The following is a 22704-nucleotide window of genomic DNA, read 5'->3' as shown; positions in this document are numbered from 1 at the left end:
AGATGAGCCAACAGCAATCAGCCACACCGATGACCGACTCAGCAATCGATCCGATCACCCTGGAGGTACTGCGAAATCAACTCGAGAGCGCCGCCGAGGAGATGGGCCAGACCCTGATCCGCGGAGCCTACTCGCCGAACATCAAGGAGCGACGCGACTGCTCGACGGCGCTGTTCGACGCCGAGGGTCGGATGGTCGCCCAGGCCGAACACATCCCCGTTCACCTCGGGGCGATGCCCGAAGCCGTCGAGGCGGTTCGCGAGCACGATCCGAAACCAGGCGACGTGTTCGTTCTCAACGACCCGTTCACCGGCGGCACGCACCTGCCCGACGTGACGATGGTCTCGCCGATCGCTCCGGAGGACGAGATCGTCGGCTACGCGGTTTCTCGAGCGCACCACGCCGACGTGGGCGGGATGACCCCCGGAAGCATGCCCGCCGGGGCCCGCGAGATCTATCAGGAGGGGCTTCGACTGCCGCCGATTCGACTCGTCGAGGACGGCGAGATCCGATCTGACGTGCAGTCGCTCATCCTCGCGAACGTCCGCAACGCCCGCGAGCGACGGGCCGACTTTCGCGCACAGCTCGCGGCGAACGAGCGCGCCGAGGAGCGCGTCGACTCGCTCATCGAGGAGCACGGGCGGGAGACCGTGCTGGCCGGCTTCGACGCCGTGATCGACTACTCTCGAGAACGCATCGTGAGCGAGGTCGAGGAGCTACCCGACGGCGTCTACGAGGCGACCGACGTGCTCGAGGGCGACGGGATCACCGACGAAGACGTCCGAATCGAGACGACGGTTACGGTCGACGGCGCGACGATCGACGTCGATTTTTCCGGAACAGCAAAACAGGTCGAAGGGAACCTGAACGCACCGATCGCGGTCGCCAAGAGTGCGGTCTACTTCGTCGTTCGATGTATCACCGACCCCGAAATTCCGCCGAACGACGGCTGCTATGCACCTGTTTCCGTCGACGCCCCCGAAGGATCCCTGCTCAATCCGACCGCGCCCGCGGCCGTCGTCGGCGGAAACGTCGAGACCAGCCAGCGGGTCACCGACGTGGTCTTTACCGCGCTGGCGAAGGCCGCGCCGGATCGCGTCCCCGCGCAGGGACAGGGGACCATGAACAATCTGACCATCGGCGCTCGAGACGGCTCCTTTACCTACTACGAGACGATCGCCGGCGGGTTCGGCGCTCGAGCCGGCGCGGACGGGATGGACGGCGTGCAGGTCGGGATGACCAACACGCTCAACACGCCGATCGAGTCGATGGAGACCGAGTATCCGATGCGGGTCGAACGCTACGCCTTCCGACCCGGTAGCGGCGGGCAGGGGAAATTCCGCGGCGGGCTCGGCCTCGAGCGCGCCGTGACCATCGAAACCGAGTCAACGGTTTCCCTGCTCACCGAGCGCCGTCGACATGCGCCCGCCGGGGTCGCCGGCGGGGAGGATGGTTCGTGCGGGCAGAATCTGCTCGAGTTGCCGGACGATATCGAAAAACCGGACGGCCTCGAGTCGGATAGCGGCGACGATTCGGGCGACGAAAGCGGGGCGACCGACGCCAACGATACGGCGGTCGCCGCGAAGACGACAGTCGACGTTCCCGCCGGAACGACGGTGACGGTTCGAACGCCCGGCGGCGGCGGTCACGGCGATCCAGACGATCGGAAGCAGGCCGCGATCGACCGCGATCTGGCGGACGAAAAGGAACTCCCGGACACCGATCACCATGAGTGACTCGAGAATCGGCCTGATCGTCCCCTCGTCGAACACGACAGCAGAACCCGAGTTCGAGCGGACGACGGCCGATAGCGTCGCGATCCACTCGGCTCGGATGGCCCTCGAGTCGGTCACCGTCGAGGAACTCGACGCGATGAGCGACGACGCGGTTCGCGGGGCGGGGCTACTCGAACACGCCGATGTCGACGCGGTCGCCTACGCCTGCACCACTGGTAGTCTGCTTCACGGCCCCGGCTTCGACGTGGAACTCGAGGAGCGCCTCGAGAACGCCGCGGGCGTTCCCGCCGTCGCAACGGCCCGGTCCGTCGTGCGGGCGCTCTCCGAACTCGAAATCGAACGCGTCGGCGTCGTCACGCCGTACACCGACGCGCTGGACGAGCGCGAAGTCGAATTTCTCGAGGAGGGGGGCTTCGACGTCGTCGCCATCGACGGTCGCGGAATCGAATCGAACACCGAAATCGGGACGCTCGAGCCCGAGGACGCGTACGATCAGGCGACGGCACTCGCGAACGCCACGCCGCTCGACGGGCTCTTCGTGTCGTGTACGAACTACCGATCGCTCGCCGCGGTCGACCGACTCGAGGACGATCTGGGTATTCCCGTCGTGACGAGCAACGGAGCGACGCTGTGGGATGTCGCCCGCGTCGCGTCGATCGATATCGACGCGCCTGGTATGCTCTTCGACGGAAGCTAAATTCTCGGAATTCGGTTTTTCCAGCCGCAGTTCGGTACCAGGGAGGTTGTCATCGGTTCCACGGACCCGCGGGAAGCCACTTTTCGATCGCCGGGCTGAACTCGGCTGCCATCTGGGCGTCGTCGTCGGTGAACGCGTCGGTCGTGAGGAGCGTGAAGACGTACGTCGTGAGGACGACGATGGGGAGGAGCGCGACGATTATCGTATCCGAGGAGATGAAATAGACGACCGGTGCCCCGGCGATGGTTGCGGGAATACCGGCGAAAACGATTTTGCCGAAATCCCGCGTGAACGGGTGAACGCGGTCGAGGTAGTAGAGTTCGCCGATGGTGAGTCCGCCGACGAGAAAGAGCGCCGTCGCCGAACCGATCGCCGCCCCCTCCATCCCGAACAGCGGGACGAGCGCCAGCGAGACGAGGAAATTCGCGCCGAAGAGGACGAGCGTGTTCGCGAAGACGACCCGGGAGTAGCCCATTCCTTGGAGAAGCGTTCCGTCGGGACCGCCGAAGGTGACGTTGAACAGGAACGCAAGGGCCAACAGCGCGACGACGGCGCTCGCCTCGCTGTACTGTGGCGTGTACAACACCGCGAGGTAGGAACTCGCACCCAGCGAGAGCGTGATCGCGATGGGGAGGGTCAGCCCTGCGATCCATCGAGCCGCAACCTGGAACCGTTCGTTGACCAGCGCCGTATCCTCTCGAGTTTCGGCGATCAGCGGCTTGAAAACTGGAGACAGCGAATTGAAGATGATCATCAACCCGGAGCCGAGCATGTAGCCGACCCTGTAGATCCCCACGTCGTCCGAATCGAGGAAAAAGCCGAGAACGAAGTAATCGACGTGGCCCATCAGGACGAAGACGACGCTCGTCATCGCCAGCGGAACCGAGTACGTCACGAGCGGTTTCGGCGCGACGAACTCGAGTTTCGTCGAGAGCAGGTCCCAGGCTTTGTAAGTAAAGACCATCGCACCGATCGTGATGGCGATAAACAGCCCGATGACGTACCCAGCGATAAGTCCGAGAAGACCGAATCCAGCGAGCAAGAGCGCCGCGGTCACGGTAAACCGGACCAGCGGTCGAACGAGGTCGCGCATTATCACTCGGTACTGGAGCTTCTTGATGCTGTAGTAGGAGGTGAGCAAGACGTTGTAGATCGCCAGCATCGGGATCGTCACGCTCAACAGCAAGAGTGCGATCTGCATCGACGGCTCCTGGAAGAACTCGCCGACGTAGCCGGAACTCGCCGCGAGTACGAGCGCGACGATCGAAGAGGTCACGAGCACCGTCGCGGTGACCTGCACGATGACGCCCTTGGCCTTCCCCCGTTCGCCCTCGTCCAAGTACTGGGGGACGAAGTAATCGATCGCCAGCGGGAGTCCGAGATTCGCGAACACCTGCATGAACAGGATGACGGACGTGGCGAGCACGAACAGGCCGTACACCGAAGGGCTCACGAACCGCGTCATCAACATGACGATCGCAAACCCCATCGCGCCGTTGACGACGTTCCCGATAAAGGTGATGCTCCCCTGCTTCGCGAGCGTCGATACGCCCGTATCGTGATCGGTCGCCCCATCTACCCCGCCCGGATCGCCGCTCTCGCCGGCGACTGCGAACGAACTCCCTTTGTCGGTCCGTTCCTCGAGTTCCCGTTCCTGATCGTGGCTCGAGGAGCGACCGCTTTCCGAACCGTCAGCCTCGAGATCGGTCGCGTCGACCTCGGAACCATCTCCGTTTCCGCTTCCGTCGCCCATCTCAGCACCTCACCTCGAAGAGCGATTCTTGAAACTGCTCCGAGCGGCGGGAGTCGCCATAAGAGAGGGCCCAGACGCACAATCCGATCCGGACGGTCGAATAGCCACTCGAGGGCAACGGGCCGCTTGAGGGCGACAGACCGCTCGGTGGAGACAGCCCATTCGAGATGGCTGCTCCACTCGAGACTGTTGTGATGGGGTCTTGCTGTCGGGTTTGGTCCATGTGCTCGATCCGTTCTCTCTCAGACGCCGGTGGCTGGCTCGAGTTCGTACTCCTCGACCTCCGCGGCGCGTTCGCCGAAATCGGGGAATTCGATTTCGAATCCCCACTCCTCGTCGGCGCTGACGTCTTCCTGAACGTTTTCGATGACGCTCTCTAATTCCTCTCCGTCGTTGTCGAAAAACGTCGCCCGAATCTCGACGTAGTTCAGCGTTCGGTCCCCGACGTTTCTGGCGACTCCCCAGACGTAGACGCGTTCCTCCTCGGTTCCGGGATTGTCCCGGATCAGGCTATCCCAGATAATTTCGATGTCCTCGGGTTCCTGTATCTCCTCGCCGTTGCCGACACAGCCAGGGAGACAGACCGCAAGGACGAGAAACGCGCGACGTTTCATCCTGCGGAGTTTCGTTCGGTGGTTCCTTCAGCGTTCTGGATGTGTGCTCGATATTTCTTGGGAGGAAAACCGGACTGGCGGGGAGACCGCGTGCATTTGAGGACCTCGAGAGCCGGAGCCGTTTCGCTATCCACCGTTCAAAACAGTGGCAATTCGCCCGTTACGCGATCGACGAGATCCGCTTCTGCTGGACCGACGGCTAGTGCGGTCACGGTCCCCGGCTCGAGTTGGGTGTGTCCCGCGTCGCGGACGAGCGCTTCTGCGATCCCTTTGTGTTCGGCAATCTCGGAGAGTTCGTGGAGTTCGCGTTCGCTGCTTCCCTTGAGAACGATCTTCTTCTGCCCGCTGTTTTTCCACTCTCGACGGGTTCGTTTGTCGGCTTTCTCGTAGGCCGACAGCGAGGCGTGTGCGACCTGCGCAGCGAGTTTTCCCTGTCCCATCCCGATGTCGGTCCGCGCGACGATGGCCTGTTTCATATCGTACGTCTCGAGAGCGAGCGATATAGGAACGGCGGTTAGTCTTGAGTCGTGAACCGAATTCCTGATTAAGATATGGTGACGAGAAACAGATTCAGAATGCCGCTGTCACTACATATTTCACGGCGTAGTCGCTAGCGGAGACATGGATATCTCACGCCGTACGTTCACTGCAACGGCGCTTACGAGTACCGCCGTCGCCGTCGCCGGCTGTTTCGGCTCGAGCGCGGACGAAATAGCACTCGAGGGTGACTCGGAGCTCCCGATTGCGGTTGCGGGCGATCCGGACGCGGATGTTACGGTCATGGCGTTCGAGGACTATGGATGCGGAGGGTGTGCGAGTTACAAGACGAACGTCTATCCCGATATCAAAGCGGCGTACATCGATTCCGGACAGATCCGGTACGAACAACGCGACTTTCCGATACCGGCGGACGACGAGTGGTCGTGGGAAATCGCTAGCGCGGCCCGCTCCGTTCAAGAACAGGGGGGCGACGACGTATTCTGGGAGTTTACGGAGAACATTTACACGCACTTTGGCGAGTACTCGCTGGACGACGTCAGAGCGGTCGCAGATGATGTCGGTATCGACGGGGAACAGGTAGTCGAAGCCGTCGAGGACGGACGTTTCAGAGACGAGTTAGAAGCGGAGAAAGAGCGGGCCGAAGATGCTGGCGTTCAGGCCACTCCGACGGTCGTCGTCGACGACCAAACGGTCGACGAGCCGTTATCCTACGACGACGTCGAATCGGATATCGAGGACGCGCTGTAGCCCGATAGTATACTGCCGTCTGTTCGCCACACCCGCGGCGCTCTCGAGGCCGCCTTTCAGTGACTTTTAATCCCCTCCACTCGAGTGCTCGCACATGATCCTTTCCGACGCGGACATCCTCGAGCGCCTCGAGGAGGGCGACCTCGTTATCGACCCGATCGACGACTACGAACTTCAGATCCAGCCGGCGAGCGTCGATATGCGACTCGGGCGAGAGTTCCTCGAGTTCCAGCGGACGAACATCCCCTGCATCCACCCCACCTCCGAGGGAGAAGTCGACGAGTACGTGACCGAGACGGTCGTTGATGACGACGACGACTTCATCCTCCATCCGGGTGATTTCGTCCTCGGAACGACTCACGAACGCGTCGAAATCCCCGCGGATCTCATCGCCCACGTCGAGGGGCGCTCCTCGTTGGGTCGCCTCGCGGTGGTAGTTCATGCCACAGCAGGCCTCTGCGATCCGGGGTATCGCGGACAGATCACCCTCGAGCTATCGAACCTCGGCTCCGCACCCGTCGCGCTGACGCCGGGAATGCGGATCTCGCAACTGACGTTTACGGAACTCAAAACGCCCGCCGATCGGCCATACGGAAGCGACCGCGGATCGAAGTATCAGGACCAGGACGGTCCGCAGGCCTCTCGAATCCAGAGCGACGACGAGTTCGGCGGCGATCAACTCGAGCGAACGGATTGACGATAGCTATCGCTACCCGAACTCGCTGTGATGGCCGACAGCTATTTTTCCTGACTAGTGTTTCTAGAGAACAAGAGTGAGTCCCGTAGTCGACACCGATCTGCTCCAGGTTAGCTTCAATGCCCTCCCGTTCGAGATTGCGCTGTTGGATGCGACGGGCGAGATCGTCTTCGCGAACGACTCGTGGATGGCGTTCGGGGATGCGAACGGTTCGGCCCACGACGTCCACTGGGTCGGCGAAAACTATTTGACGGTTTGTCGGCAGGCCGACCACCCGACCGCGACTGCAGTCGCAAACGGCCTCGAAGAGTTGTTGTCTGCCGATCGCGAGCGCTTCCGACTCGAGTATCCATGTCATCCACCGGACGATCAGTGCTGGTTTCTTCTCGACGCGACCACGGTCACGTACGACGACGACCGATACGGCATCGTCACGCACATCGATATCACGACCCGTAAACAAGCCGAACTCCAGCGGGATCGACAGATCGAGCAGCTCGAAACGATCGTGAACGCGCTCTCTCACGACCTTCGTAACCCGCTCAATATCGTCGACGGCTATACCGAACAGTTGCGGACACCCGGAACGAACCCCGGCGCGATTGAAGCGATTCAAGAAAGTACCGACCGAATGATCGAGATGGTCGATTCGATACTCGAATTCGCGCGGACACAGCGCGTCAGTTCCCTCACACAGGTCGCGCTGGCGGATGTCGCAACGAACGCGTGGGCGCAGACGCCGACCGCCGACGCTTCGCTCGAGATCGAATCCTCTCGCTCGTTCGTTGCCGACGAAACCCTCCTTGCACAGGTCTTCGAGAACCTCTTTTGCAACGCCGTCGAGCACGGCGGTTCGTCGGTTACTATCTGGGTCGGAACGACCGAGGACGGGATATACGTCGAAGACGATGGCCCTGGGATTCGACCGGCCAAACGTACCCAATTGCAAAAACGCGACGTCTCGCATGATGCAAAAACCGGGTTCGGGCTCGAAATAATTAGGGCGATCGCCATCGCTCACGGCTGGTCGTTTTCGATCACCGACGGACGAGCAGATGGGACACGCATCGAAATTCACGATATGGATCACACTGAAGGCGCACAATCGAATTCTCGGAGACAGGAACGTCCGGAATGAATCTTGAGCCGGATGGATTTCCTTTCGATTCGAGGCGTTGTGCCCCCGTCGAGAGTACACGAATCCCACAGCAGTGAGCCACAGTTATCCCACGTCACCCCCTAGACCGGGTCAACAGATGAAATTCGTCGAAGAGATCGTCGTCGAAGAATTCTTGCCGACAGTTCGATCAATGTTAGCCGGTGAACTACGCGAACGGGGGCTTACGCAGAGTGAAGTTGCAACCGTGCTCGGAATCAGCCAGAGTGCCGTTTCGAAGTACGCTCACGGAGACGTAACCGTAAACCAGTTGGTCGCAACTGACGAGCGAGTCGAGAGCCTCGTCGCCGAACTCGGAGAGGGGCTCGCAACGGGCGATACGACCCCAGTGCAGGCGCTCATCGAACTCGAGATTCTGGTTCGCGAACTCGAACGTGGCGGGGACGTCCTCGCACGGGTTCACGAAGAGGAGGTTCCGGAGCTCGCCGAGTGCGAATCCAGTTTCCGCGTCCACGATCCGGAAAGTGATCTTCGGGCGAGCGAACGCGTTCTCTCCTCGCTCCGGCGAGGGCTTCGCATCCTCGAGAACACGAGCGGTTTTTCGGGATTGATTCCCGCAGTCGGTTCGAATCTGGTGGCGTGCACACCCGACGCCGATGGAGTGGACGATGTCGCGGGCGTTCCCGGTCGCGTGTTCGATGTGAAGGGAAAAGCGACGGTCCCCGGCGGCCCGGAGTTCGGGGTTTCCGAGCACGTCGCAACGGTGTTGCTCGCGGCGCGTCGACACGGAGCCGACGTCTCGGCTGCGGCCAACATCAAGTACGACCGGGACATCGTCGAAACCCTTGCATCGAAAGGACATGCGACCGCCGAGTTCGACGAATCGGCCGACATCGCCTCGAGCATCGGTGGAGCGATCGACGCGAATCCGGATGCGACGGTACTCTATCAGACCGGCGGGATGGGGATCGAACCGATCACGTACGTACTCGGACCGGACCCAGAATCAGTCGCTGATACGGTTCGCTCGTTAATTTAAGGATGGCGGCTGACGTTGAGGGAGACGAGGATGACCAAAACAGGATCGGGGGACGCCCAAGCATTCTACGGGAGGTGGGCGCAGTTGTACGACCTGCTTGCTCGCAAAACGCCCGGAATCGCGACGCTTCGGCGACGAGCGACCAGCGCCTGTCGACTCGAGCCAGGCGACACGGTCGTTGAGATGGGGTGTGGGACGGGTGCAAACCTTCCCTTTCTTCGGGAAGCGGTCGGTCCGGAGGGGGCTGTGGTCGGCATCGACTTTACCGAGCCAGTGCTCCGACGAGCGCGCGACCTGACCGCACCGTATGAAAACGTACACGTCGTTCGCGGAGATGCGACGATGCCGCCGATTTCCGGCCCCGTTGATGCGGTGATCGCGACGTTCGTCGTCGGCATGCTCTCGGATCCCGACGGCGCGGTCGACGATTGGTGCGAACTCGTCGGAAGCGGCGGCCACCTCGTACTCGTCAATGCCGCCCGAAGCAGACGGTGGTACGGGCCGCCGGTAAACGCCGTTTTTCACGCTATCACGGTTCTTTCGACGCCGCCGACGACGAAGCTTCGCTACGAGAAGCCGCCGACCGAGCGGCTGGACGAACGCATCGGAAAAGCCCACGACGAACTTCGAGAGAACGCCGTCGCAGTCGCCCACGAAACCCACGCCTTCGGCGTCGTGCGCTTGACCGGTGGTCGGTTCGAATAGGTTCCGGCTACGACCGTTTTGCTGAGCCGATCAACTCGAGAGCCGGGATATACCAGCGGTCTTGCAATCGTTCACTCCGTCCTGAGATCGCGGTCGAGTTGCCCGTACCCGGTGACGAGCTGAACCGAAACCGTTTCGGGCAGGTCGAGTAGGACCGCTATGACGTCACCGACCTGTTCGAATTTCGGGCCTCGTCGGACCAGAAACGGATCCATTTCCCAGCGGACGAATTCGTAGTCCTCTAACACCGGCAAGTGACGGTGAATCAGTCGGGATCGAAGCTCCCGTAACTCACAGTCCAGAGCCGGAGAGGTTGCGGCTCCGGGAAGTTCGACGAACTCCTCCGGACTGGCATTCAGGAGCGAAATCAGGACCTGTCTTCGCGGCTCGGCCGAGAGCGCGGTGAAAACGCGATCCCTGTGCTCGACCCTCTCATTTTCATCCTGACAGATGGATGTGGGCATAATACTCTATTGTAAGAGAATGACACACATAATAGTTGCGTTCAATTGATCGATCACTCACTGTAGCTCGACTGCCGTTCGGACACTCAAATCGTCGAAATCGGCGCGGAGCCTCTCACTCGAGCGACTCGTGCTCGAGTATCGGTTCCCGGATCTCGTCGGGAAGGGGTTCGGGTCGGTCGCTTTCCGGATCGAAGTGGACGTTCGTCGTCTCGCCGGTCGCCACGACGTCTCCGTCGACCCGGAACTCGTAGGTCATCGTCCAACTCGTTTCGCCGAGTTCGGTTATCGAAACCGCGACCTCGAGTTCGTCGTCGAGCGAGATCGGGCGTGCAAAGGAGAGTTCGAGGTTGACGATGACGAGTTCGAACTCGGTGATGTCGACACCGAGTACCGACTCGAGATAGGCGAACCTGGCCTCCTCGAGGTACGTCGAATACACCGCGTTATTGACATGATTCAGTCGGTCGATATCGCGAAACCGAACGGGAATCGACAGCGTAAATTCATCACTCATTTATAGTTGGTAGGTCGGCATCGACGTAAAAATGTGCACCGAATTCGGTGGCGCGTGAGGAAGTAAAGCGGTTCCGGCCGTCCGCGAGAAAGCGAGGAGGAGACCGGTATCAGTCGTAGGTGGACGCGTGGGCTTTACAGAATTCGGGTTCTCGAAGTTGCGCCTCGATCAGGTCCTCGTGGTAGTGGGCGTTGAACAACCGACAGCTCTCCTCCTCACAGAAGGGTTCTCCCGTCAGGAGGTAATGAACCGTCTGGAGAACGTATCCACATAGCGCGTCCGTCGTGCGCGGGTCGTTTTCGATCAAAAAGTCACCCTCGACGCGGTTTTCGAGGACCTCTCGCGGCGGTGTATCTCCCGAGAGCATCGCGTGGCGCTGTTGTTCCTTGTAATAACTCTCGGGCTTTGCCGGGGCCTCGTACAGCCCCGGCACGGAGACGATTCCGGGTTGGCCGGGCACGTTCACTCGCTTGTGCCATCGGCCGTCGTGATCACCCCAGGTTCCGATCGCCCGGTCGAGGATCGCGACGTGAAGCGTCTCAAGACTCCGCTCTTCGGGTGCAAGCGCGTCGTTGAGCGCTCGCTGGACCTGCAGTCCGTCGTATAGTACACCCCCTGCGCGATCAGGTGATTCGAGTGCTCGCTCTTCGTAGCGGATCGTGCCGAGCATCGTGTTCCCCGTTTCGCGATCATACGGCGAGTGCACTCGAGCTTTCGCGAACCGCTCGGCCAACTCGTCGGTTCGATGAACGTCGAGAAACCGATCCCGCACGACGACATCCGCTCCGACCGAGGATTCGAAGCGCTCCTCGAGCCAGCCTGCAATCTCCTCGACCTGCGCTTCGGTCGTCGGCGCTCGATACAGGACGACTCGATCCATCGCGGGTTCAGTCGTCAGCGGGCGCCGCTCGGGAGCTCAGTTCGACCGGTTCGGCGTCGACCTCGAGCTCATCGAGGGCGACCTGGGCCGCGCGTTTGCCGGAGACGAGCATGGCACCGAACGTCGGGCCCATACGCGGTAGTCCGAACGTCGTTGCGGTCGCCATTCCGGTCGCGATCAGGCCTTCGTGGACGAGGCCGGTGTGTTCGACGACGGCGTCCTCGCTCTCGCCGACCCACATCGAGTCGTGACCAGGCGAGTCGTGGCCGGGTGCGCCGTAGGTTTCGCTGTCGGTCTGGTCCATGACCTGCCCTCGGTCACGGGCGTCCTGAATGCCCGGCGCGTCGAGAACGCCCCGCTCGTCGAGTTTGGTGACCGCCATCGCGTCGTGACCCGTCGCGTCGATGACGAGGTCCGCTTCGACGGCAATCGGGTCGACGCAGGTGATTTCTCGAGGCAGGGCGTGGACGGGCGTCCAGTTCATGACGATACCGCCGACGCGGTGGTTCTCGCGGATCACGATGTCCGTGAATTCGGTCATGTTTTGCATCTTCGCACCAGCGTCGCAGGCGGCCTTGATCAGACCGGAACAGGCCTCCGGTCCGTTCGCGACGTAGAGATCCTCGCTGTCCTGGGATTCCTTGTAGGAGACATCGAGTTCGTCGAGAACCTTCTGGGCCGGGCTCCGAACCGTGACCTTGTTCATCAGGAAGCCGCCGAGCCAGAAGCCGCCGCCGAGGTAGTTGTTCTTCTCGACGACCATGACCTTCACGCCGCGCTCCGAGAGCTCCTTTGCGGCTGTCAGGCCCGATGGGCCGCCACCGACGATGATGACGTCCGAATCCGAGAAGTCCATGAACTCTTCGGTCCATTCCTGTCCGATCGCTCGCGTTACGTCCGCTTCACCGACGTCGCTGAATTTTTCGAACTCGCTCATACAACTAGGTAATAACACCGAGTAGTGAAAAGAGTATCGAGTTCGTCGGTCGATCGAAAACGGCAGTCAAACTACCACTAAGTCGACGACAGTGGAACGAATTCGATGGAGAAGCCAGATTTGCTTAGCCTGTCAGAGAACGGTTATTCCTCCGCAATCTCCTCGAGCGACGGGACGGCCCCGAGCTCCTGGAGCAAGCCGAGCGCGTCGTAGTTCGTCCACATTTCGGTGATCTCCCCGTCTTCGACGCGGTACATCTCCATCCCGGACACCGAAACGCGCTCGCCGGTCGGCTCGATGCCCATGAACGCCCCCTCGTGGGTACCCTGTGCGGTGTACCGGAGCGCGACCGCTTCGTCCTCGCCGATCACGGATTCGACCTCGTAGGTGACGTCGGGAAACGCCTCTCGATAGGTCTCCACGTATCCCCTGTATTCCTCGCGACCCTGACGCTCGTCGCCGGCGGACGGATCGTGCAGGACGAACGTTTCCGCGAAGATTTCGTCTATCGCATCCAGGTTTCCGTCTGTCCAGATCTCCTCCGGATCGCGTCGAACGAGTGCTTTGGAATCTGTTGTCATTGGAATCTCGTCGTTTTGGGCGCGGACTCGTCGGATTCGACCGGTGGTTTCGCGGAATCCGAACTGGGTTCGCCGAATCCGCGGCTCTCGAAACAGCTCGGAGCCCTACAACCGACGAATACGTAAACCTAACACGGCTCGAGCGCGCCGAAGGCGGATCGAAGATCGAACGCTCGAAGCCGCCCGGTCTTCATCTCGACTGTCGCCAGCTCTGTTACCATCAGTTCGGCTCTCGCCGATTCGTCTGTCGTCAGTTCGGCCGTCCCCTCTCGAGGGCTTTGCGTTCAGTACGGCTCGCGCCGGCGCTTGCACATCGCGGTCCGAATCGCCGCCTCACCAACGTCTTTTGGCGTTCGGGCCGTTGGACCGACTATGATCGACGATCCGCACGGAACCCAGCCGATCGAGCGGGCCGGAGCCGACCTCGAGGAAGCTGGCGCGGCGATGATTCTCGTCCACGGCCGCGGCGCTCGCGCCCAGGGCATGCTCGAGTTCGCCAACGAGTTCGCGCGCGACGATATCGCCTTCCTCGCGCCCCAGGCCCATCGCGGCACCTGGTACCCCCAATCGTTTCTCGCGCCGCTCGAGGACAACCAGCCCCACCTCGACTCTGCGCTCGCCAAACTGGATGACACGCTCGAGACGGTCGAATCTGCAGGTGTTCCACTCGAGAAGACGATCCTGCTCGGCTTCTCCCAGGGCGGCTGTCTCTCGACGGAGTATGCGGCTCGAAACGCGGACCGATACGGCGGCGTGGTCGCGCTTTCGGGCGGGCTGATTGGCCCCGAAGGAACGCCGCGGGCGTACGACGGATCGATGGACGGAACGCCGATATTCATCGGCTGTGGAGACCAGGATCCGCACATTCCGGTCGAACGAGTCGAGGAGTCGATTCGGGCCTTCGACGATCTCGAGGCCGACACCGAGAAACGGATCTACCAGGGCGTCGGCCACACGGTGCTAGAAGACGAACTCGAGTACGTGCGCGAACTCGTCGACGACGTCGCGGAGTGAGCGGTTTTCAGTTTGGGGACTTCGCGAGAGAGAATGGGGGCGCTATAGTATAGAAACGTCACACGTGTAGCCAGAGCGCTGCACTCACGAGGACGACCGTCAACAGGGCTCCGCCGACGATCGCCGTTCGCTCCTCGAGCGGGCCCGGATGATACGCGAGTACCGGGAGGACGAGACAGCCCAGGGCGGTAGCGATCAGCGTCCCGATTCGCACGGACTCGCCGGTAGCGAGCGGGACGGCGATGAACGCGGCGAGCACGCCGACCATCGCAAGCAGCGTGCTCCGGAGCGAGGCCTGCTTCATGGGGGAGAACGGAATTGGTTCTCCAAATGACATTCGATACAGACGGACGATTCGAGCGATTCGATCCGCCGTCTCGAGAACGAACCGATTTAGTCCCGGCGACCAAAGCCGTTCTCAATACGAGTATGCGTCCTGCCCATCCAACCGAAGCCGCCGTCGGCATGGAGTATTACGTCAGCGACGCCGACGGGGTCGGCGGTCGCTTGCGCGAGTCGGACGACCACTTTCGCGTGCGCGAACTCGAGCGGTTCTCGACCGAGCCCGTCGACGCCTCGACGGACGCTTATCCGCACCTCGTCTTTCGGGCCACGCTCACGGGCTGGGACACGAACGACTTTGCGTCCCAGCTCTCGGACGCCCTGGGAGTCAGCCGCGAACGGATCAACTGGGCCGGAACCAAGGACAAGTACGCCGTGACGACCCAGCTGTTCTCGGTCTACGAGACCGAACGGAACGAACTCCCAGACGTGAACGGGGCCGAGATCAAGGTGCTTGGGAGAGCGGGACGATCGCTCGAGTTCGGCGATCTCGCGGGGAACGCGTTCGAACTGGTCGTCAGCGACGCCGAACGGCCCGAGAACGCCGCGGAGATAACCGACGAACTCGCCGAGTTTGGTGGCGGGAACGACGGCGGGACGGACGCCGACGAAGACGGTTCGCCGACGTCCGTCGCGGTTCCCAACTTCTTCGGTCAACAGCGGTTCGGAAGTCGGCGTCCCGTGACCCACAAAGTCGGCCTGGCGATCGCTCGAGGCGATTGGGAGGGCGCGGTGATGGCATATCTCGGTAACCCCACCGAGTCCGAACCGGAGGGGACCCAAGAGGCCCGCGAGTTCGTCGACGAAACTCGCGACTGGCAGGAATCGCTCGAGCGGTTCCCGAACCGCCTTCGGTACGAGCGCTCGATGCTCCACGAACTGGCCGAACACCAGAGTCAGGAGTCGGGCGACCCAGGGCCGGAGACCTACCGAGCGGCGCTCGAGCGCGTGCCGTCGAACCTCCAGCGGCTGTTCGTCCACGCGGCCCAGTCCTACGCGTTCAACCTGATGCTGACCGAACGCCTCGAGCGAGGGCTCCCCTTCTATCAGCCAGTCGAAGGCGACGTCGTCTGTTTCGCCGATCGAGACGCGCCCGACGAACTCGAGTTACCAGACGTCGATCGAGAACAGCGGGTCGACGAGCGGCGGGTTCGATCGGTCACCCGACACTGCGAGCGCGGGCGAGCCTTCGTGACGGCACCGCTGGTCGGCACCGACACGAAACTGGCCGACGGTGAACAGGGTGAAATCGAACGCGACGTATTGGACGACCTCGGCCTCGAGCCCGGCGACTTCGATCTCCCCGGCGAGTTCCACTCGACGGGAACCCGACGCGCGATCCTCGTTCGAACCGACCTCGCCGTAGAGCACGAGCCCCTGACCCTTTCGTTCGCGTTGCCGAAGGGATCCTACGCGACGGTGTTGTCTCGCGAGTACCTGAAAGTCGACCCCGTCGAACTCGGGTAGTTCGGCTCGAGCGCCTCGCGAGGGTCGAACGCCATGTAGCTCGACCGTCTCGAACGCTTCTCGGTGTCGACCGGCCCGAACGGTTGAACGAAAGCGCGGGCGTTTTACACGGACGGCGTCAAACGGGCACAGAGCAATGGAGTGTCGTCACTGCGCGTCGCCGCTCGAGAAACCCGGAGACTTCTGTCTGGTCTGTCGGGAGGAGAATACGGAGCGGATCGTTCTCGAGGCAGGTCGCGAGCGGGCGACGATCACGATGCTCGCCGAGGAGACGGTTCTCGGCGAGACGACGATCACGACGGTTCCCGAAACCGGCGAGGAGGAAACCGTCGAGTTTCGAAACTTCGCGGAGCTCATCGGCGATGAAATCCGCAGAAAACGGCCGGAGGAAGTCTATGCGGCGGGCGATCGGCCGGTCATTCGCGCCGTTCGAAACACCCTCCACCACACGTTTTATCGCGTCGACGACGCGAATCCCGTCGAGGCCGTCATCGAGCGCAACGGGGAGCAAGCGCTCGACGTCGTCAATCTCCCGCTCGAGGAGAAGATCGGGGGGAGCCACACGACGCTCATCGGCGGCCGTACGGGGATGCGGGCCATTCAGACCGTCGCGGGTCACCCGCACGTAAAGAAAGTCATCCCCGGACCGATCGACGCGGGTGGCAAGGGGTCGCAGTCGGGGTTGCGCGCAAAAGTCACTCGAGCCGACGACGGCGGAAACATTCGCCTCCTTTTGCGAGACGGCTCAAGCGTGCAGGAAAATCGAATTGTAACGACCGCACGCGACCGAGAGATGGGCGAACGCGTTCGTGATGATCTCAACGATGTGCTCGACGAGGAGGAGTTTCAGTAGCCAAAGCGTACTCCGAACCAGGTTAAGAGCGATCGCAGGAGTGAGAGTCGGGTTCCGGGACGTTCGTCGCCTATCGGTCCGTTCGACTCGATGGAAGAGACAGAACCTGCTGGTTGTCAGTCACTTATCCGGCAAGCCGTAATTAGATGTAATTACGATGCTCGAACGCGCCGACGTCGTCCTGGCGCTGATTCCGGTGCTTGCGATGAGCGGCCTTACCGTCCAAACGCTCATCGCAGTCACCGGAATCGGAACGGGGTTACTCGCCGCACCGCTCGCACCGGCTGGCTATCTGGCCGCACTGGGTGTCGTCGTTCGAGAACTGCTGTGGGCGCCAGCCACGACCAACGGGACGGCCGGACGAGCGTGACTCAACAGCTTTATGAATCCGCTGGGGATAGCATACGATACTATGAGCAACAACTCTGGAATCGTCGGTAGCGCTGGCCGATTCGGTGCACGCTACGGACGCGTTTCGCGACGACGAGTGAGCGAGATCGAAGCGGACATGGAAAGCGCACAGGTCGACGGCGACGACGTCACTCGCGTCGGAACCGGCATCTGGAAGAACGACGAGACCGGTGAAGTGTTCACCGGCGGTGCCTACCGCCCGCAGACCCCGGCCGGCAAAACCGTGACTCGATCGATTCGAGCCGCGCTGTCCGAAGACGAGAGCGACGACTAACGACCTTACAGAGTCAGTTCACCATGAGCTACAAATGTTCCCGCTGTAAACGCGACGTGCAACTCGACGAATACGGCGGCGTCCGCTGTCCCTACTGTGGACATCGGGTCCTTCTCAAAGAGCGCAGCCGAGACGTCAAAGAAGTCGACGCCCACTGATAGCGTGTCTCTTCACGGCGCGACCCTCGAGTTCGACTACGAGAGCGGAACTCGAGCGCGTATCGTCGCCGAAAGCGTTTCTCGAGAGATCGGCGAAATCGACGACGAACGATCTCGAACGACTATTTCCCGAAGCGACCGAACCGTTTTCATCGAGATCGAAGCCGCGGACGTCATCGCCCTTCGAGCGGCGCTCAATACCTGGTTTTCGCTGATCGATATCGCAGAGGAGACCGCAACTGCCGGCAAACGGTTCGTCTGACCGACGGTGGGGTCGGCGGTCAACAGAGCGTGCAACCGATCTCCGAACGCAAAGCTTGGCTTTATCAGTCCGGAGGGCTACGGTCGAGGTATGCAAGGTAATCTACCGCCGGAAGCACAGGAGAAAATCGAGGAACTGCAGGACCTTCAGGAGACCGCCCAGACGGTCGCCGTCCAGAAGCAGGAAGCCGAATCCTCGCTCACCGACGCCGAGAACGCACTCGAGGAACTCGAGAACATCGAGGGCGACACGACGATGTACCGACAGGTTGGCGAACTCCTCGTCGAGACCGAGTACGACGAAGCCGAAGACGACCTCGACGAGAAGGTCGACAGCCTCGAAATCCGACTCGAAACCCTCGAGAAGCAAGAAGAGCGCGTCCAGGACCAGTTCGAGTCCCTACAGGAAGAACTTGAGCAGATGCTCGGCGGCGCTGGCGGCGGCATGGGCGGCCCGGCAGGCCCAGGCGGCCCAGGCGCAGGCGGCGCATAAAAACGAATCGCGCTGAGACAGGCGGATTCGACTCGAGACGGAATACGACCACGAACCCCCCAATTTTTGGGGCTTCATAACCCACAACAACAACTGAACTAGCAATGGACACAGATACAAAAGCGGAGTCAGAACCCGACCCGGAGACGGTCGTCCAGACCGCCTCCGACGCTGCGGAAGGGGTCATTTTTTCGCGGTACAAGCAGTCGGCAGTCCGCGATTGTGATGTCACGGCCGTTTTCGAGGATGGTGTGTTAGAAATCGATGTCTACCTCGACGCACCCGAAGACGCAGACGACCCCGAAGCCGTCGCCGACGAAGCGGCGCTTGCAGGACGATCGGCTGTCGACGAGTTGTTTGAGGAGTAGTTTCGCGACAGAACGTTGCAAACTCGTTGCATCGTTCCCGAAACGGGACCCAACTGACGGCCAACACTTAACTGCCGTTCTGTAGTGGATGGGGACGCAATGGCCGACACCCAGCCGAACGTTCTTTTGATTCACTGTCACGATATCGGTCAGCATCTCGGCTGCTATGGGGTAGATATCGAGACGCCGAATCTGGATTCGCTCGCGGAGGAGGGCGCCTTACTCGAGAACCACTACGTCAGCGCACCGCAGTGTTCTCCAAGCCGCGGGAGCCTGATGACCGGCCAGATGCCCCACGTGAACGGGCTGATGGGATTAGCACACGGAGAGTGGGAGATCGAATCCGGTCGACGAGTGATGCCGCAATATTTCAACGAAGAAGGGTACGAAACGCACCTCTTCGGCCTGCAACACATCGCACAGGATACCGACCGGCTCGAGTACGAGTACGTTCACTCGGAGGGGAACCTGTATCCGGGCGTTTCGCCCGAAGTTCATCAGGTGAACCGCGCCCGGACCGTCGCATCGGTCGTGTCGACGTTTCTCGAAAAGGAGTTGTACGAGAAGCCGTTTTTCGCATCGATCGGATTTTTCGAAGCCCACCGCGCCGAGGAAGAGAACGGGCGATTTGGGTTCGAATCCGATTTCTACGGCTGTGATGATCCCGAGGAAGTCCAGCCGCTCCCCTATCTTCCCGATCGACAGGGAATTCGGCGAGACCTCGCTGCGATGCGGCGGATGTTATACGCCATTGACGATGCCGTCGGCACGATCCTCGAGGGACTCGAAGAAAACGGGATAGCCGAAGAGACGGTGGTAATCTTCACGACGGAACACGGCATCGCGTTTCCTCGAGCGAAGGGGTCATGTTACGATCCGGGAATCGAGGCGGCGTTTCTCGTTCGGTACCCCGGCGTCGTCGAACCGGACGAGCGCTACGACGAACTCATCAGCAACGTCGACGTTTTACCGACGCTTCTCGAGCTAATCGGGTCCGATATTCCCGATGACCTCGGCGGCCGGAGCTTTCGCTCGCTCGTAACCGGCGGAGAAACGGACGACGAGGACGAGGCCCAAGCGGGGAACGACGACTACGAGGAGCGCGAGCGACTGTTCGCCGAGATTACCTGGCACGACATGTACAACCCTGTCAGAGCGATCCGAACGCAGCGGTACAAGTACATTCGGAACTTCTGGCACCTGCCGACGGTCTATCTGACGGCCGACATCTTCTCGAGTCTGGCCGGACGGGAAGTGCGCGAGGAGTACGCCACCCCGTTACGGGCCTACGAGGAACTGTACGACCTCGATAACGATCCACAAGAGGGTAAAAACCTCATCTACGAACCGCAGTACGAAGACGTCCGACTCAGACTCGCGTCGAGGCTTCGGGAGTGGATGGAAGAAACCGATGACCCGCTACTCGACGGGCCGGTTGCACCGGAGGATTACGACGAGATGGTCTCGTGGCCGGAGAAGGACGAAAGCGACTGAGCAGGAGAGTTTGCTTCGCTCCGCTCGACTCAGTTTTCGGATCATCCGGCTTGCGAGATAAGCAGTTTGCAAGACGATTCGGGTTAGAAAACACCGTGGTTTATCCGTCCGATCGCTGGTTTCACGACCGCGTAGAGTAGCGGGGACCCGATCACGAACACCCAGTTGACGGATCCTCGGACAAATGCCTCGTACGCCAGAATGATCACCCCGAGTAGTAGCGCCTCGACGAAGAGCTCTCGCCGCTCGTGGTTTCGCATACGCTGGACGTGTGATTCCACGACAATAACTGTTCGAGTTACTCGTCTGCCGAAGCAAATTCCGCAGCCGAACGTACGGCCTCCACCGAGAGCGCTGACAGCGAAACGAGTTCGCCACCCGTTTCGGCGGCGACGAGTTCGGAGAGCCCGGCTCGAGAGTCGTCCCCGGCGTCGACGACTACGACCGACGCACCGGTCGACTCGAGCCGTCGGGCCGCTTGCCGCGTGGCATCGGTCGGACTGCCGTTTTCGCCTGCGACGTTCGCGCCGCCGTCGGTGACGAGGACGACGACCGAGGCGTCGGATTCCGTGCGCTCGAGTACCGCTCGAGTCGTCTCGAGACCAGCCGGAAGCGGCGTTCGGTCACCGGAGGGGAGGTCTTTCAGGTGCCGGGCGGCGAGCGTGACGCTGTTGGTCGGCGGTAAGAGTACGTCGGCGTCGTCCCCGGCAAACGCCACGAACGCGATTTCGTCGCGATTCTGGTAGCTATCCCGAAGGAGGTCGAGGACGACGCCTTTCGCCGTTCGCATCGCGGGACGCATCGAGGCGCTCGCGTCGACGGCGAAGACGATCGTCACCGCGGCGTCGCCGCTTCGGACGGATTGCCGGAGGTCGCGCTCGCCGACGCTTGACTCGCCGCGGTTCGCGGCAGATCGAACGGAGGCGGCGGCGTCGATCGAGCCGCTTTCACCGTTCGTCGAAAGCTGTTCGGTGCGAACGCGGGCTCCGCGGCCGTCGGTGGTCGGGGTCGTGCTCGCTCGAGAACCGCCGGACGCGTTATCGGGCGTCTCGTGGTCGCTGGGATTGACGTCGATATTCGGCGCGGCGGCTTCCCCGATATCGGCTCGTTGACCGGGGAGCAGTGGCGTTGCCGTTTCGTCGTCGGTGCCGTCATCACCGCTTTCGTTAGTTTCGCCGCGGCTATCGTCGCCGCTGCCGTCTTCGCCCGCCTCGGATCCTGCGTCCGCTTGCTGTCCGGTCCGGGTGGAAGACCGCTCCTTGCTCTTTTCGCTGTCGGTCGAATCGTCCGCTGCTGTCGGTTCCGGCGTCGATTCGGACGTCCGTTCGTCCTCTCCACTAGAATCGGTATCGCCGGGCGAATCTTGCCCGTCTCGAGCGTCGCCCTCGTCGTGTCCCAACTCGTCATCGCTCGTCGTCTCGTTTCCCTCGGGTCGGCCGTTCGCTTCATCGGCGTTGTCCGAATCGTGGTCATCGTCACGCTCTCTGTCTCCCGCGTCGGACGAGTCGTCGAACTCCTCCTCAAGCAAGTCCTCGAGGTCCGGCGTTTCCTCGAACGGCGTACTTCGGAGGCGGTGGGGGAGGGTGTAGGACGCCGCTTCGTGGACATCGGGTTCGATAACCGTCGTGCGGCCCTCGAGTGCGGCCAACGTTCTGGCCGTTCGGGCGGTGGCAACGTCCCCGCGGTGACCGTCGACGCCGGCCTCGAGGCAGAGGCGAGCGATGTCCGCCTTGAAATCGTTGGGGAGATCGACGGACTCGAGGCGTTCTCTGGCGTCCTCGAGGTCGCTCCGGAGATCCCGAACGTCGTCGGCGTACTCCGTGTCCGGGTCGTCCCGCTCGAGCCCCAGCGATCGATCGATGACTTCGACGCGATCCTCGATTTCCCGACAGCCTTCGACGGTGGCCTGCAGTGCGAACCGATCTCGAAGCTGGGGCCGGAGGTCTCCCTCTTCGGGGTTCATCGTTCCGACGAGCGTAAACTCAGCGGGATGAGAGACGCTCATTCCGTCTCGCTCGACGGTGTTGACGCCGGAAGCCGCCGCATCGAGGATAACGTCGACCAGGTGATCCTCGAGCAAATTGACCTCGTCGACGTAGAGGATTCCGCGGTGGGCTCGAGCGAGCAGGCCGGGGTCAAAGTCGGCTTCGCCGGCGAGCGCATCTTCGACAGAGAGGGTGCCGACGACGCGGTCGCGAGTGGCTCCAAGAGGAAGCGTCACGAGCGGAACCGGTCGTGTCTCGACCGGTAATCCCTCTCGAGTATCGTTCGTCTCGCATCGATTCGCACGCTCTCGACACTCGGTACACTGCAGGCGTGGATCATCGGGTGAACAACCGTACGGACAGTCCGCGACGACCCGTTGTTCGGGAAGCAGGTCGATCAGTGCGCGAACGGCCGTCGACTTCGCCGTTCCTTTTTCGCCGGCAACGAGTGCGCCGTCGAGTTCGTCGTTGACTGCGACGGCGAGCAACACTCGCTTGAGTTCCTGTTGTCCGACGATCGCTGGAAAGGGCAGTGACGATACCTTTTTGTCTCCAGCGTTTGCAACCATGCTTGAGCTAATACAATAGAGGTTTAAAAA

28 protein-coding genes are annotated in these 22704 nt (G+C 61.6%); 17 read left to right on the top strand and 11 right to left on the bottom strand.

The window, feature by feature from the left end:
• Window positions 1-29 precede the first annotated feature (29 nt).
• Complete coding sequence (locus ACYQ14_RS03830) at window positions 30-1736, top strand: hydantoinase B/oxoprolinase family protein (protein WP_459884974.1); 1707 nt, start codon at window positions 30-32, stop codon at window positions 1734-1736.
• Window positions 1729-2433 (top strand): maleate cis-trans isomerase family protein, encoded by a 705-nt coding sequence (locus ACYQ14_RS03825; RefSeq protein WP_459884972.1) that lies wholly within the window; start codon window positions 1729-1731, stop codon window positions 2431-2433. Before ACYQ14_RS03830 ends, ACYQ14_RS03825 begins: the two co-directional genes overlap by 8 nt.
• A gap of 49 nt (window positions 2434-2482) precedes the next feature.
• On the opposite strand, the gene ACYQ14_RS03820 is transcribed toward ACYQ14_RS03825, so the two are convergent.
• From ACYQ14_RS03820 to pth2, 3 genes are all read right to left on the bottom strand, one after another.
• Window positions 2483-4186 carry a flippase gene (locus tag ACYQ14_RS03820; protein WP_459884970.1) on the bottom strand — a complete coding sequence of 568 codons (1704 nt, stop codon included), beginning with the start codon at window positions 4184-4186 and terminating at the stop codon, window positions 2483-2485.
• 242 nt (window positions 4187-4428) lie between these two features.
• A complete protein-coding gene (locus tag ACYQ14_RS03815; protein WP_283834117.1) occupies window positions 4429-4800 on the bottom strand; it encodes an FxLYD domain-containing protein in 372 nt (123 codons plus the stop codon).
• 137 nt (window positions 4801-4937) lie between these two features.
• The gene (pth2, locus tag ACYQ14_RS03810; protein WP_459884968.1) at window positions 4938-5276 is read right to left on the bottom strand and encodes a peptidyl-tRNA hydrolase Pth2; all 339 of its coding nucleotides are present in this window, start codon (window positions 5274-5276) and stop codon (window positions 4938-4940) included.
• A gap of 145 nt (window positions 5277-5421) precedes the next feature.
• On the opposite strand from pth2, the gene ACYQ14_RS03805 reads away from it, so the two are divergent.
• The 5 genes from ACYQ14_RS03805 to ACYQ14_RS03785 all read left to right on the top strand — a co-directional run bounded on the left by ACYQ14_RS03805 (window position 5422) and on the right by ACYQ14_RS03785 (window position 9606).
• Window positions 5422-6048 (top strand): DsbA family protein, encoded by a 627-nt coding sequence (locus ACYQ14_RS03805; protein WP_459884966.1) that lies wholly within the window; start codon window positions 5422-5424, stop codon window positions 6046-6048.
• 94 nt (window positions 6049-6142) lie between these two features.
• The gene (dcd, locus tag ACYQ14_RS03800; RefSeq protein ID WP_459884964.1) at window positions 6143-6745 is read left to right on the top strand and encodes a dCTP deaminase; all 603 of its coding nucleotides are present in this window, start codon (window positions 6143-6145) and stop codon (window positions 6743-6745) included.
• A 76-nt stretch (window positions 6746-6821) separates the two neighbouring features.
• On the top strand, window positions 6822-7883 hold the full coding sequence (locus tag ACYQ14_RS03795) for a PAS domain-containing sensor histidine kinase (protein WP_459884962.1): 1062 nt from the start codon (window positions 6822-6824) through the stop codon (window positions 7881-7883).
• Between the two features lie 118 nt (window positions 7884-8001).
• Window positions 8002-8901 carry a thiamine-phosphate synthase family protein gene (locus ACYQ14_RS03790; RefSeq protein WP_459884960.1) on the top strand — a complete coding sequence of 300 codons (900 nt, stop codon included), beginning with the start codon at window positions 8002-8004 and terminating at the stop codon, window positions 8899-8901.
• A 30-nt stretch (window positions 8902-8931) separates the two neighbouring features.
• Window positions 8932-9606: a class I SAM-dependent methyltransferase gene (locus ACYQ14_RS03785; RefSeq protein ID WP_459884958.1), complete on the top strand. Its 675-nt coding sequence runs from the start codon at window positions 8932-8934 to the stop codon at window positions 9604-9606.
• Between the two features lie 71 nt (window positions 9607-9677).
• On the opposite strand, the gene ACYQ14_RS03780 is transcribed toward ACYQ14_RS03785, so the two are convergent.
• The 5 genes from ACYQ14_RS03780 to ACYQ14_RS03760 form a co-directional block, all read right to left on the bottom strand.
• Window positions 9678-10070 carry a hypothetical protein gene (locus tag ACYQ14_RS03780; protein ID WP_459884956.1) on the bottom strand — a complete coding sequence of 131 codons (393 nt, stop codon included), beginning with the start codon at window positions 10068-10070 and terminating at the stop codon, window positions 9678-9680.
• Between the two features lie 115 nt (window positions 10071-10185).
• Window positions 10186-10587, bottom strand: a complete 402-nt coding sequence (locus tag ACYQ14_RS03775; protein WP_459884953.1) for an acyl-CoA thioesterase — start codon at window positions 10585-10587, stop codon at window positions 10186-10188.
• Window positions 10588-10696: 109 nt separating this feature from the next.
• Window positions 10697-11467, bottom strand: coding sequence for a DUF7001 family protein (locus tag ACYQ14_RS03770; protein WP_459884951.1), 771 nt, complete (start codon window positions 11465-11467; stop codon window positions 10697-10699).
• Between the two features lie 7 nt (window positions 11468-11474).
• Window positions 11475-12404 carry a sulfide-dependent adenosine diphosphate thiazole synthase gene (locus ACYQ14_RS03765; protein WP_459884949.1) on the bottom strand — a complete coding sequence of 310 codons (930 nt, stop codon included), beginning with the start codon at window positions 12402-12404 and terminating at the stop codon, window positions 11475-11477.
• A 143-nt stretch (window positions 12405-12547) separates the two neighbouring features.
• Complete coding sequence (locus tag ACYQ14_RS03760) at window positions 12548-12985, bottom strand: ester cyclase (protein WP_459884947.1); 438 nt, start codon at window positions 12983-12985, stop codon at window positions 12548-12550.
• Between the two features lie 372 nt (window positions 12986-13357).
• Between ACYQ14_RS03760 and ACYQ14_RS03755 the strand changes: the two genes are divergently transcribed.
• Window positions 13358-13999 carry an alpha/beta hydrolase gene (locus ACYQ14_RS03755; RefSeq protein WP_459884945.1) on the top strand — a complete coding sequence of 214 codons (642 nt, stop codon included), beginning with the start codon at window positions 13358-13360 and terminating at the stop codon, window positions 13997-13999.
• A gap of 58 nt (window positions 14000-14057) precedes the next feature.
• Here the strand turns inward: ACYQ14_RS03755 and ACYQ14_RS03750 are convergent, their stop codons facing one another.
• Window positions 14058-14303, bottom strand: a complete 246-nt coding sequence (locus ACYQ14_RS03750; protein WP_459884943.1) for a hypothetical protein — start codon at window positions 14301-14303, stop codon at window positions 14058-14060.
• A 125-nt stretch (window positions 14304-14428) separates the two neighbouring features.
• Between ACYQ14_RS03750 and truD the strand changes: the two genes are divergently transcribed.
• The 9 genes from truD (at window position 14429) to ACYQ14_RS03705 (ending at window position 20120) form a co-directional block, all read left to right on the top strand.
• Window positions 14429-15808: a tRNA pseudouridine(13) synthase TruD gene (gene truD, locus ACYQ14_RS03745; RefSeq protein WP_459889969.1), complete on the top strand. Its 1380-nt coding sequence runs from the start codon at window positions 14429-14431 to the stop codon at window positions 15806-15808.
• A 136-nt stretch (window positions 15809-15944) separates the two neighbouring features.
• Complete coding sequence (locus tag ACYQ14_RS03740; protein WP_459884941.1) at window positions 15945-16661, top strand: DUF2103 domain-containing protein; 717 nt, start codon at window positions 15945-15947, stop codon at window positions 16659-16661.
• Window positions 16662-16818: 157 nt separating this feature from the next.
• A complete protein-coding gene (locus tag ACYQ14_RS03735) occupies window positions 16819-17031 on the top strand; it encodes a hypothetical protein (RefSeq protein ID WP_459884939.1) in 213 nt (70 codons plus the stop codon).
• Between the two features lie 42 nt (window positions 17032-17073).
• Window positions 17074-17346 (top strand): 50S ribosomal protein L37ae, encoded by a 273-nt coding sequence (locus ACYQ14_RS03730; RefSeq protein ID WP_459884937.1) that lies wholly within the window; start codon window positions 17074-17076, stop codon window positions 17344-17346.
• 23 nt (window positions 17347-17369) lie between these two features.
• Window positions 17370-17504, top strand: a complete 135-nt coding sequence (locus ACYQ14_RS03725; protein ID WP_283834098.1) for a DNA-directed RNA polymerase subunit P — start codon at window positions 17370-17372, stop codon at window positions 17502-17504.
• Window positions 17505-17508: 4 nt separating this feature from the next.
• A complete protein-coding gene (locus ACYQ14_RS03720) occupies window positions 17509-17766 on the top strand; it encodes a KEOPS complex subunit Pcc1 (protein ID WP_459884934.1) in 258 nt (85 codons plus the stop codon).
• A gap of 90 nt (window positions 17767-17856) precedes the next feature.
• Window positions 17857-18258 carry a prefoldin subunit beta gene (locus tag ACYQ14_RS03715; protein ID WP_459884932.1) on the top strand — a complete coding sequence of 134 codons (402 nt, stop codon included), beginning with the start codon at window positions 17857-17859 and terminating at the stop codon, window positions 18256-18258.
• A 104-nt stretch (window positions 18259-18362) separates the two neighbouring features.
• Window positions 18363-18626: a DUF3194 domain-containing protein gene (locus ACYQ14_RS03710; protein ID WP_283834095.1), complete on the top strand. Its 264-nt coding sequence runs from the start codon at window positions 18363-18365 to the stop codon at window positions 18624-18626.
• A gap of 99 nt (window positions 18627-18725) precedes the next feature.
• Window positions 18726-20120, top strand: a complete 1395-nt coding sequence (locus ACYQ14_RS03705) for a sulfatase family protein (RefSeq protein ID WP_459884930.1) — start codon at window positions 18726-18728, stop codon at window positions 20118-20120.
• 83 nt (window positions 20121-20203) lie between these two features.
• Here the strand turns inward: ACYQ14_RS03705 and ACYQ14_RS03700 are convergent, their stop codons facing one another.
• A complete protein-coding gene (locus ACYQ14_RS03700) occupies window positions 20204-20380 on the bottom strand; it encodes a hypothetical protein (RefSeq protein WP_459884928.1) in 177 nt (58 codons plus the stop codon).
• Window positions 20381-20418: 38 nt separating this feature from the next.
• Window positions 20419-22674 carry a VWA domain-containing protein gene (locus ACYQ14_RS03695; protein WP_459884926.1) on the bottom strand — a complete coding sequence of 752 codons (2256 nt, stop codon included), beginning with the start codon at window positions 22672-22674 and terminating at the stop codon, window positions 20419-20421.
• Window positions 22675-22704 lie beyond the last annotated feature (30 nt).

The sequence above is a fragment of the Halostagnicola bangensis genome (assembly GCF_054653435.1).
Note: the sequence above shows the minus strand (reverse complement) of the source record. Positions and strands in the feature narration are given on the sequence as shown.

Excerpts from the sequence above, each read along its gene's own strand:
- ACYQ14_RS03785 (WP_459884958.1), top strand. The coding sequence starts at position 8,932 with ATGACCAAAACAGGATCGGGGGACGCCCAAGCATTCTACGGGAGGTGG.
- dcd (WP_459884964.1), top strand. The coding sequence starts at position 6,143 with ATGATCCTTTCCGACGCGGACATCCTCGAGCGCCTCGAGGAGGGCGAC.
- ACYQ14_RS03805 (WP_459884966.1), top strand. The coding sequence starts at position 5,422 with ATGGATATCTCACGCCGTACGTTCACTGCAACGGCGCTTACGAGTACC.
- ACYQ14_RS03735 (WP_459884939.1), top strand. The coding sequence starts at position 16,819 with ATGCTCGAACGCGCCGACGTCGTCCTGGCGCTGATTCCGGTGCTTGCG.
- ACYQ14_RS03790 (WP_459884960.1), top strand. The coding sequence starts at position 8,002 with ATGAAATTCGTCGAAGAGATCGTCGTCGAAGAATTCTTGCCGACAGTT.
- ACYQ14_RS03830 (WP_459884974.1), top strand. The coding sequence starts at position 30 with ATGACCGACTCAGCAATCGATCCGATCACCCTGGAGGTACTGCGAAAT.
- ACYQ14_RS03815 (WP_283834117.1), bottom strand. The coding sequence starts at position 4,800 with ATGAAACGTCGCGCGTTTCTCGTCCTTGCGGTCTGTCTCCCTGGCTGT.
- pth2 (WP_459884968.1), bottom strand. The coding sequence starts at position 5,276 with ATGAAACAGGCCATCGTCGCGCGGACCGACATCGGGATGGGACAGGGA.
- ACYQ14_RS03710 (WP_283834095.1), top strand. The coding sequence starts at position 18,363 with ATGGACACAGATACAAAAGCGGAGTCAGAACCCGACCCGGAGACGGTC.
- ACYQ14_RS03725 (WP_283834098.1), top strand. The coding sequence starts at position 17,370 with ATGAGCTACAAATGTTCCCGCTGTAAACGCGACGTGCAACTCGACGAA.
- truD (WP_459889969.1), top strand. The coding sequence starts at position 14,429 with ATGCGTCCTGCCCATCCAACCGAAGCCGCCGTCGGCATGGAGTATTAC.
- ACYQ14_RS03740 (WP_459884941.1), top strand. The coding sequence starts at position 15,945 with ATGGAGTGTCGTCACTGCGCGTCGCCGCTCGAGAAACCCGGAGACTTC.
- ACYQ14_RS03775 (WP_459884953.1), bottom strand. The coding sequence starts at position 10,587 with ATGAGTGATGAATTTACGCTGTCGATTCCCGTTCGGTTTCGCGATATC.
- ACYQ14_RS03700 (WP_459884928.1), bottom strand. The coding sequence starts at position 20,380 with ATGCGAAACCACGAGCGGCGAGAGCTCTTCGTCGAGGCGCTACTACTC.
- ACYQ14_RS03825 (WP_459884972.1), top strand. The coding sequence starts at position 1,729 with ATGAGTGACTCGAGAATCGGCCTGATCGTCCCCTCGTCGAACACGACA.
- ACYQ14_RS03765 (WP_459884949.1), bottom strand. The coding sequence starts at position 12,404 with ATGAGCGAGTTCGAAAAATTCAGCGACGTCGGTGAAGCGGACGTAACG.
- ACYQ14_RS03750 (WP_459884943.1), bottom strand. The coding sequence starts at position 14,303 with ATGAAGCAGGCCTCGCTCCGGAGCACGCTGCTTGCGATGGTCGGCGTG.
- ACYQ14_RS03820 (WP_459884970.1), bottom strand. The coding sequence starts at position 4,186 with ATGGGCGACGGAAGCGGAAACGGAGATGGTTCCGAGGTCGACGCGACC.
- ACYQ14_RS03730 (WP_459884937.1), top strand. The coding sequence starts at position 17,074 with ATGAGCAACAACTCTGGAATCGTCGGTAGCGCTGGCCGATTCGGTGCA.
- ACYQ14_RS03695 (WP_459884926.1), bottom strand. The coding sequence starts at position 22,674 with ATGGTTGCAAACGCTGGAGACAAAAAGGTATCGTCACTGCCCTTTCCA.
- ACYQ14_RS03780 (WP_459884956.1), bottom strand. The coding sequence starts at position 10,070 with ATGCCCACATCCATCTGTCAGGATGAAAATGAGAGGGTCGAGCACAGG.
- ACYQ14_RS03770 (WP_459884951.1), bottom strand. The coding sequence starts at position 11,467 with ATGGATCGAGTCGTCCTGTATCGAGCGCCGACGACCGAAGCGCAGGTC.
- ACYQ14_RS03715 (WP_459884932.1), top strand. The coding sequence starts at position 17,857 with ATGCAAGGTAATCTACCGCCGGAAGCACAGGAGAAAATCGAGGAACTG.
- ACYQ14_RS03705 (WP_459884930.1), top strand. The coding sequence starts at position 18,726 with ATGGCCGACACCCAGCCGAACGTTCTTTTGATTCACTGTCACGATATC.
- ACYQ14_RS03755 (WP_459884945.1), top strand. The coding sequence starts at position 13,358 with ATGATCGACGATCCGCACGGAACCCAGCCGATCGAGCGGGCCGGAGCC.
- ACYQ14_RS03760 (WP_459884947.1), bottom strand. The coding sequence starts at position 12,985 with ATGACAACAGATTCCAAAGCACTCGTTCGACGCGATCCGGAGGAGATC.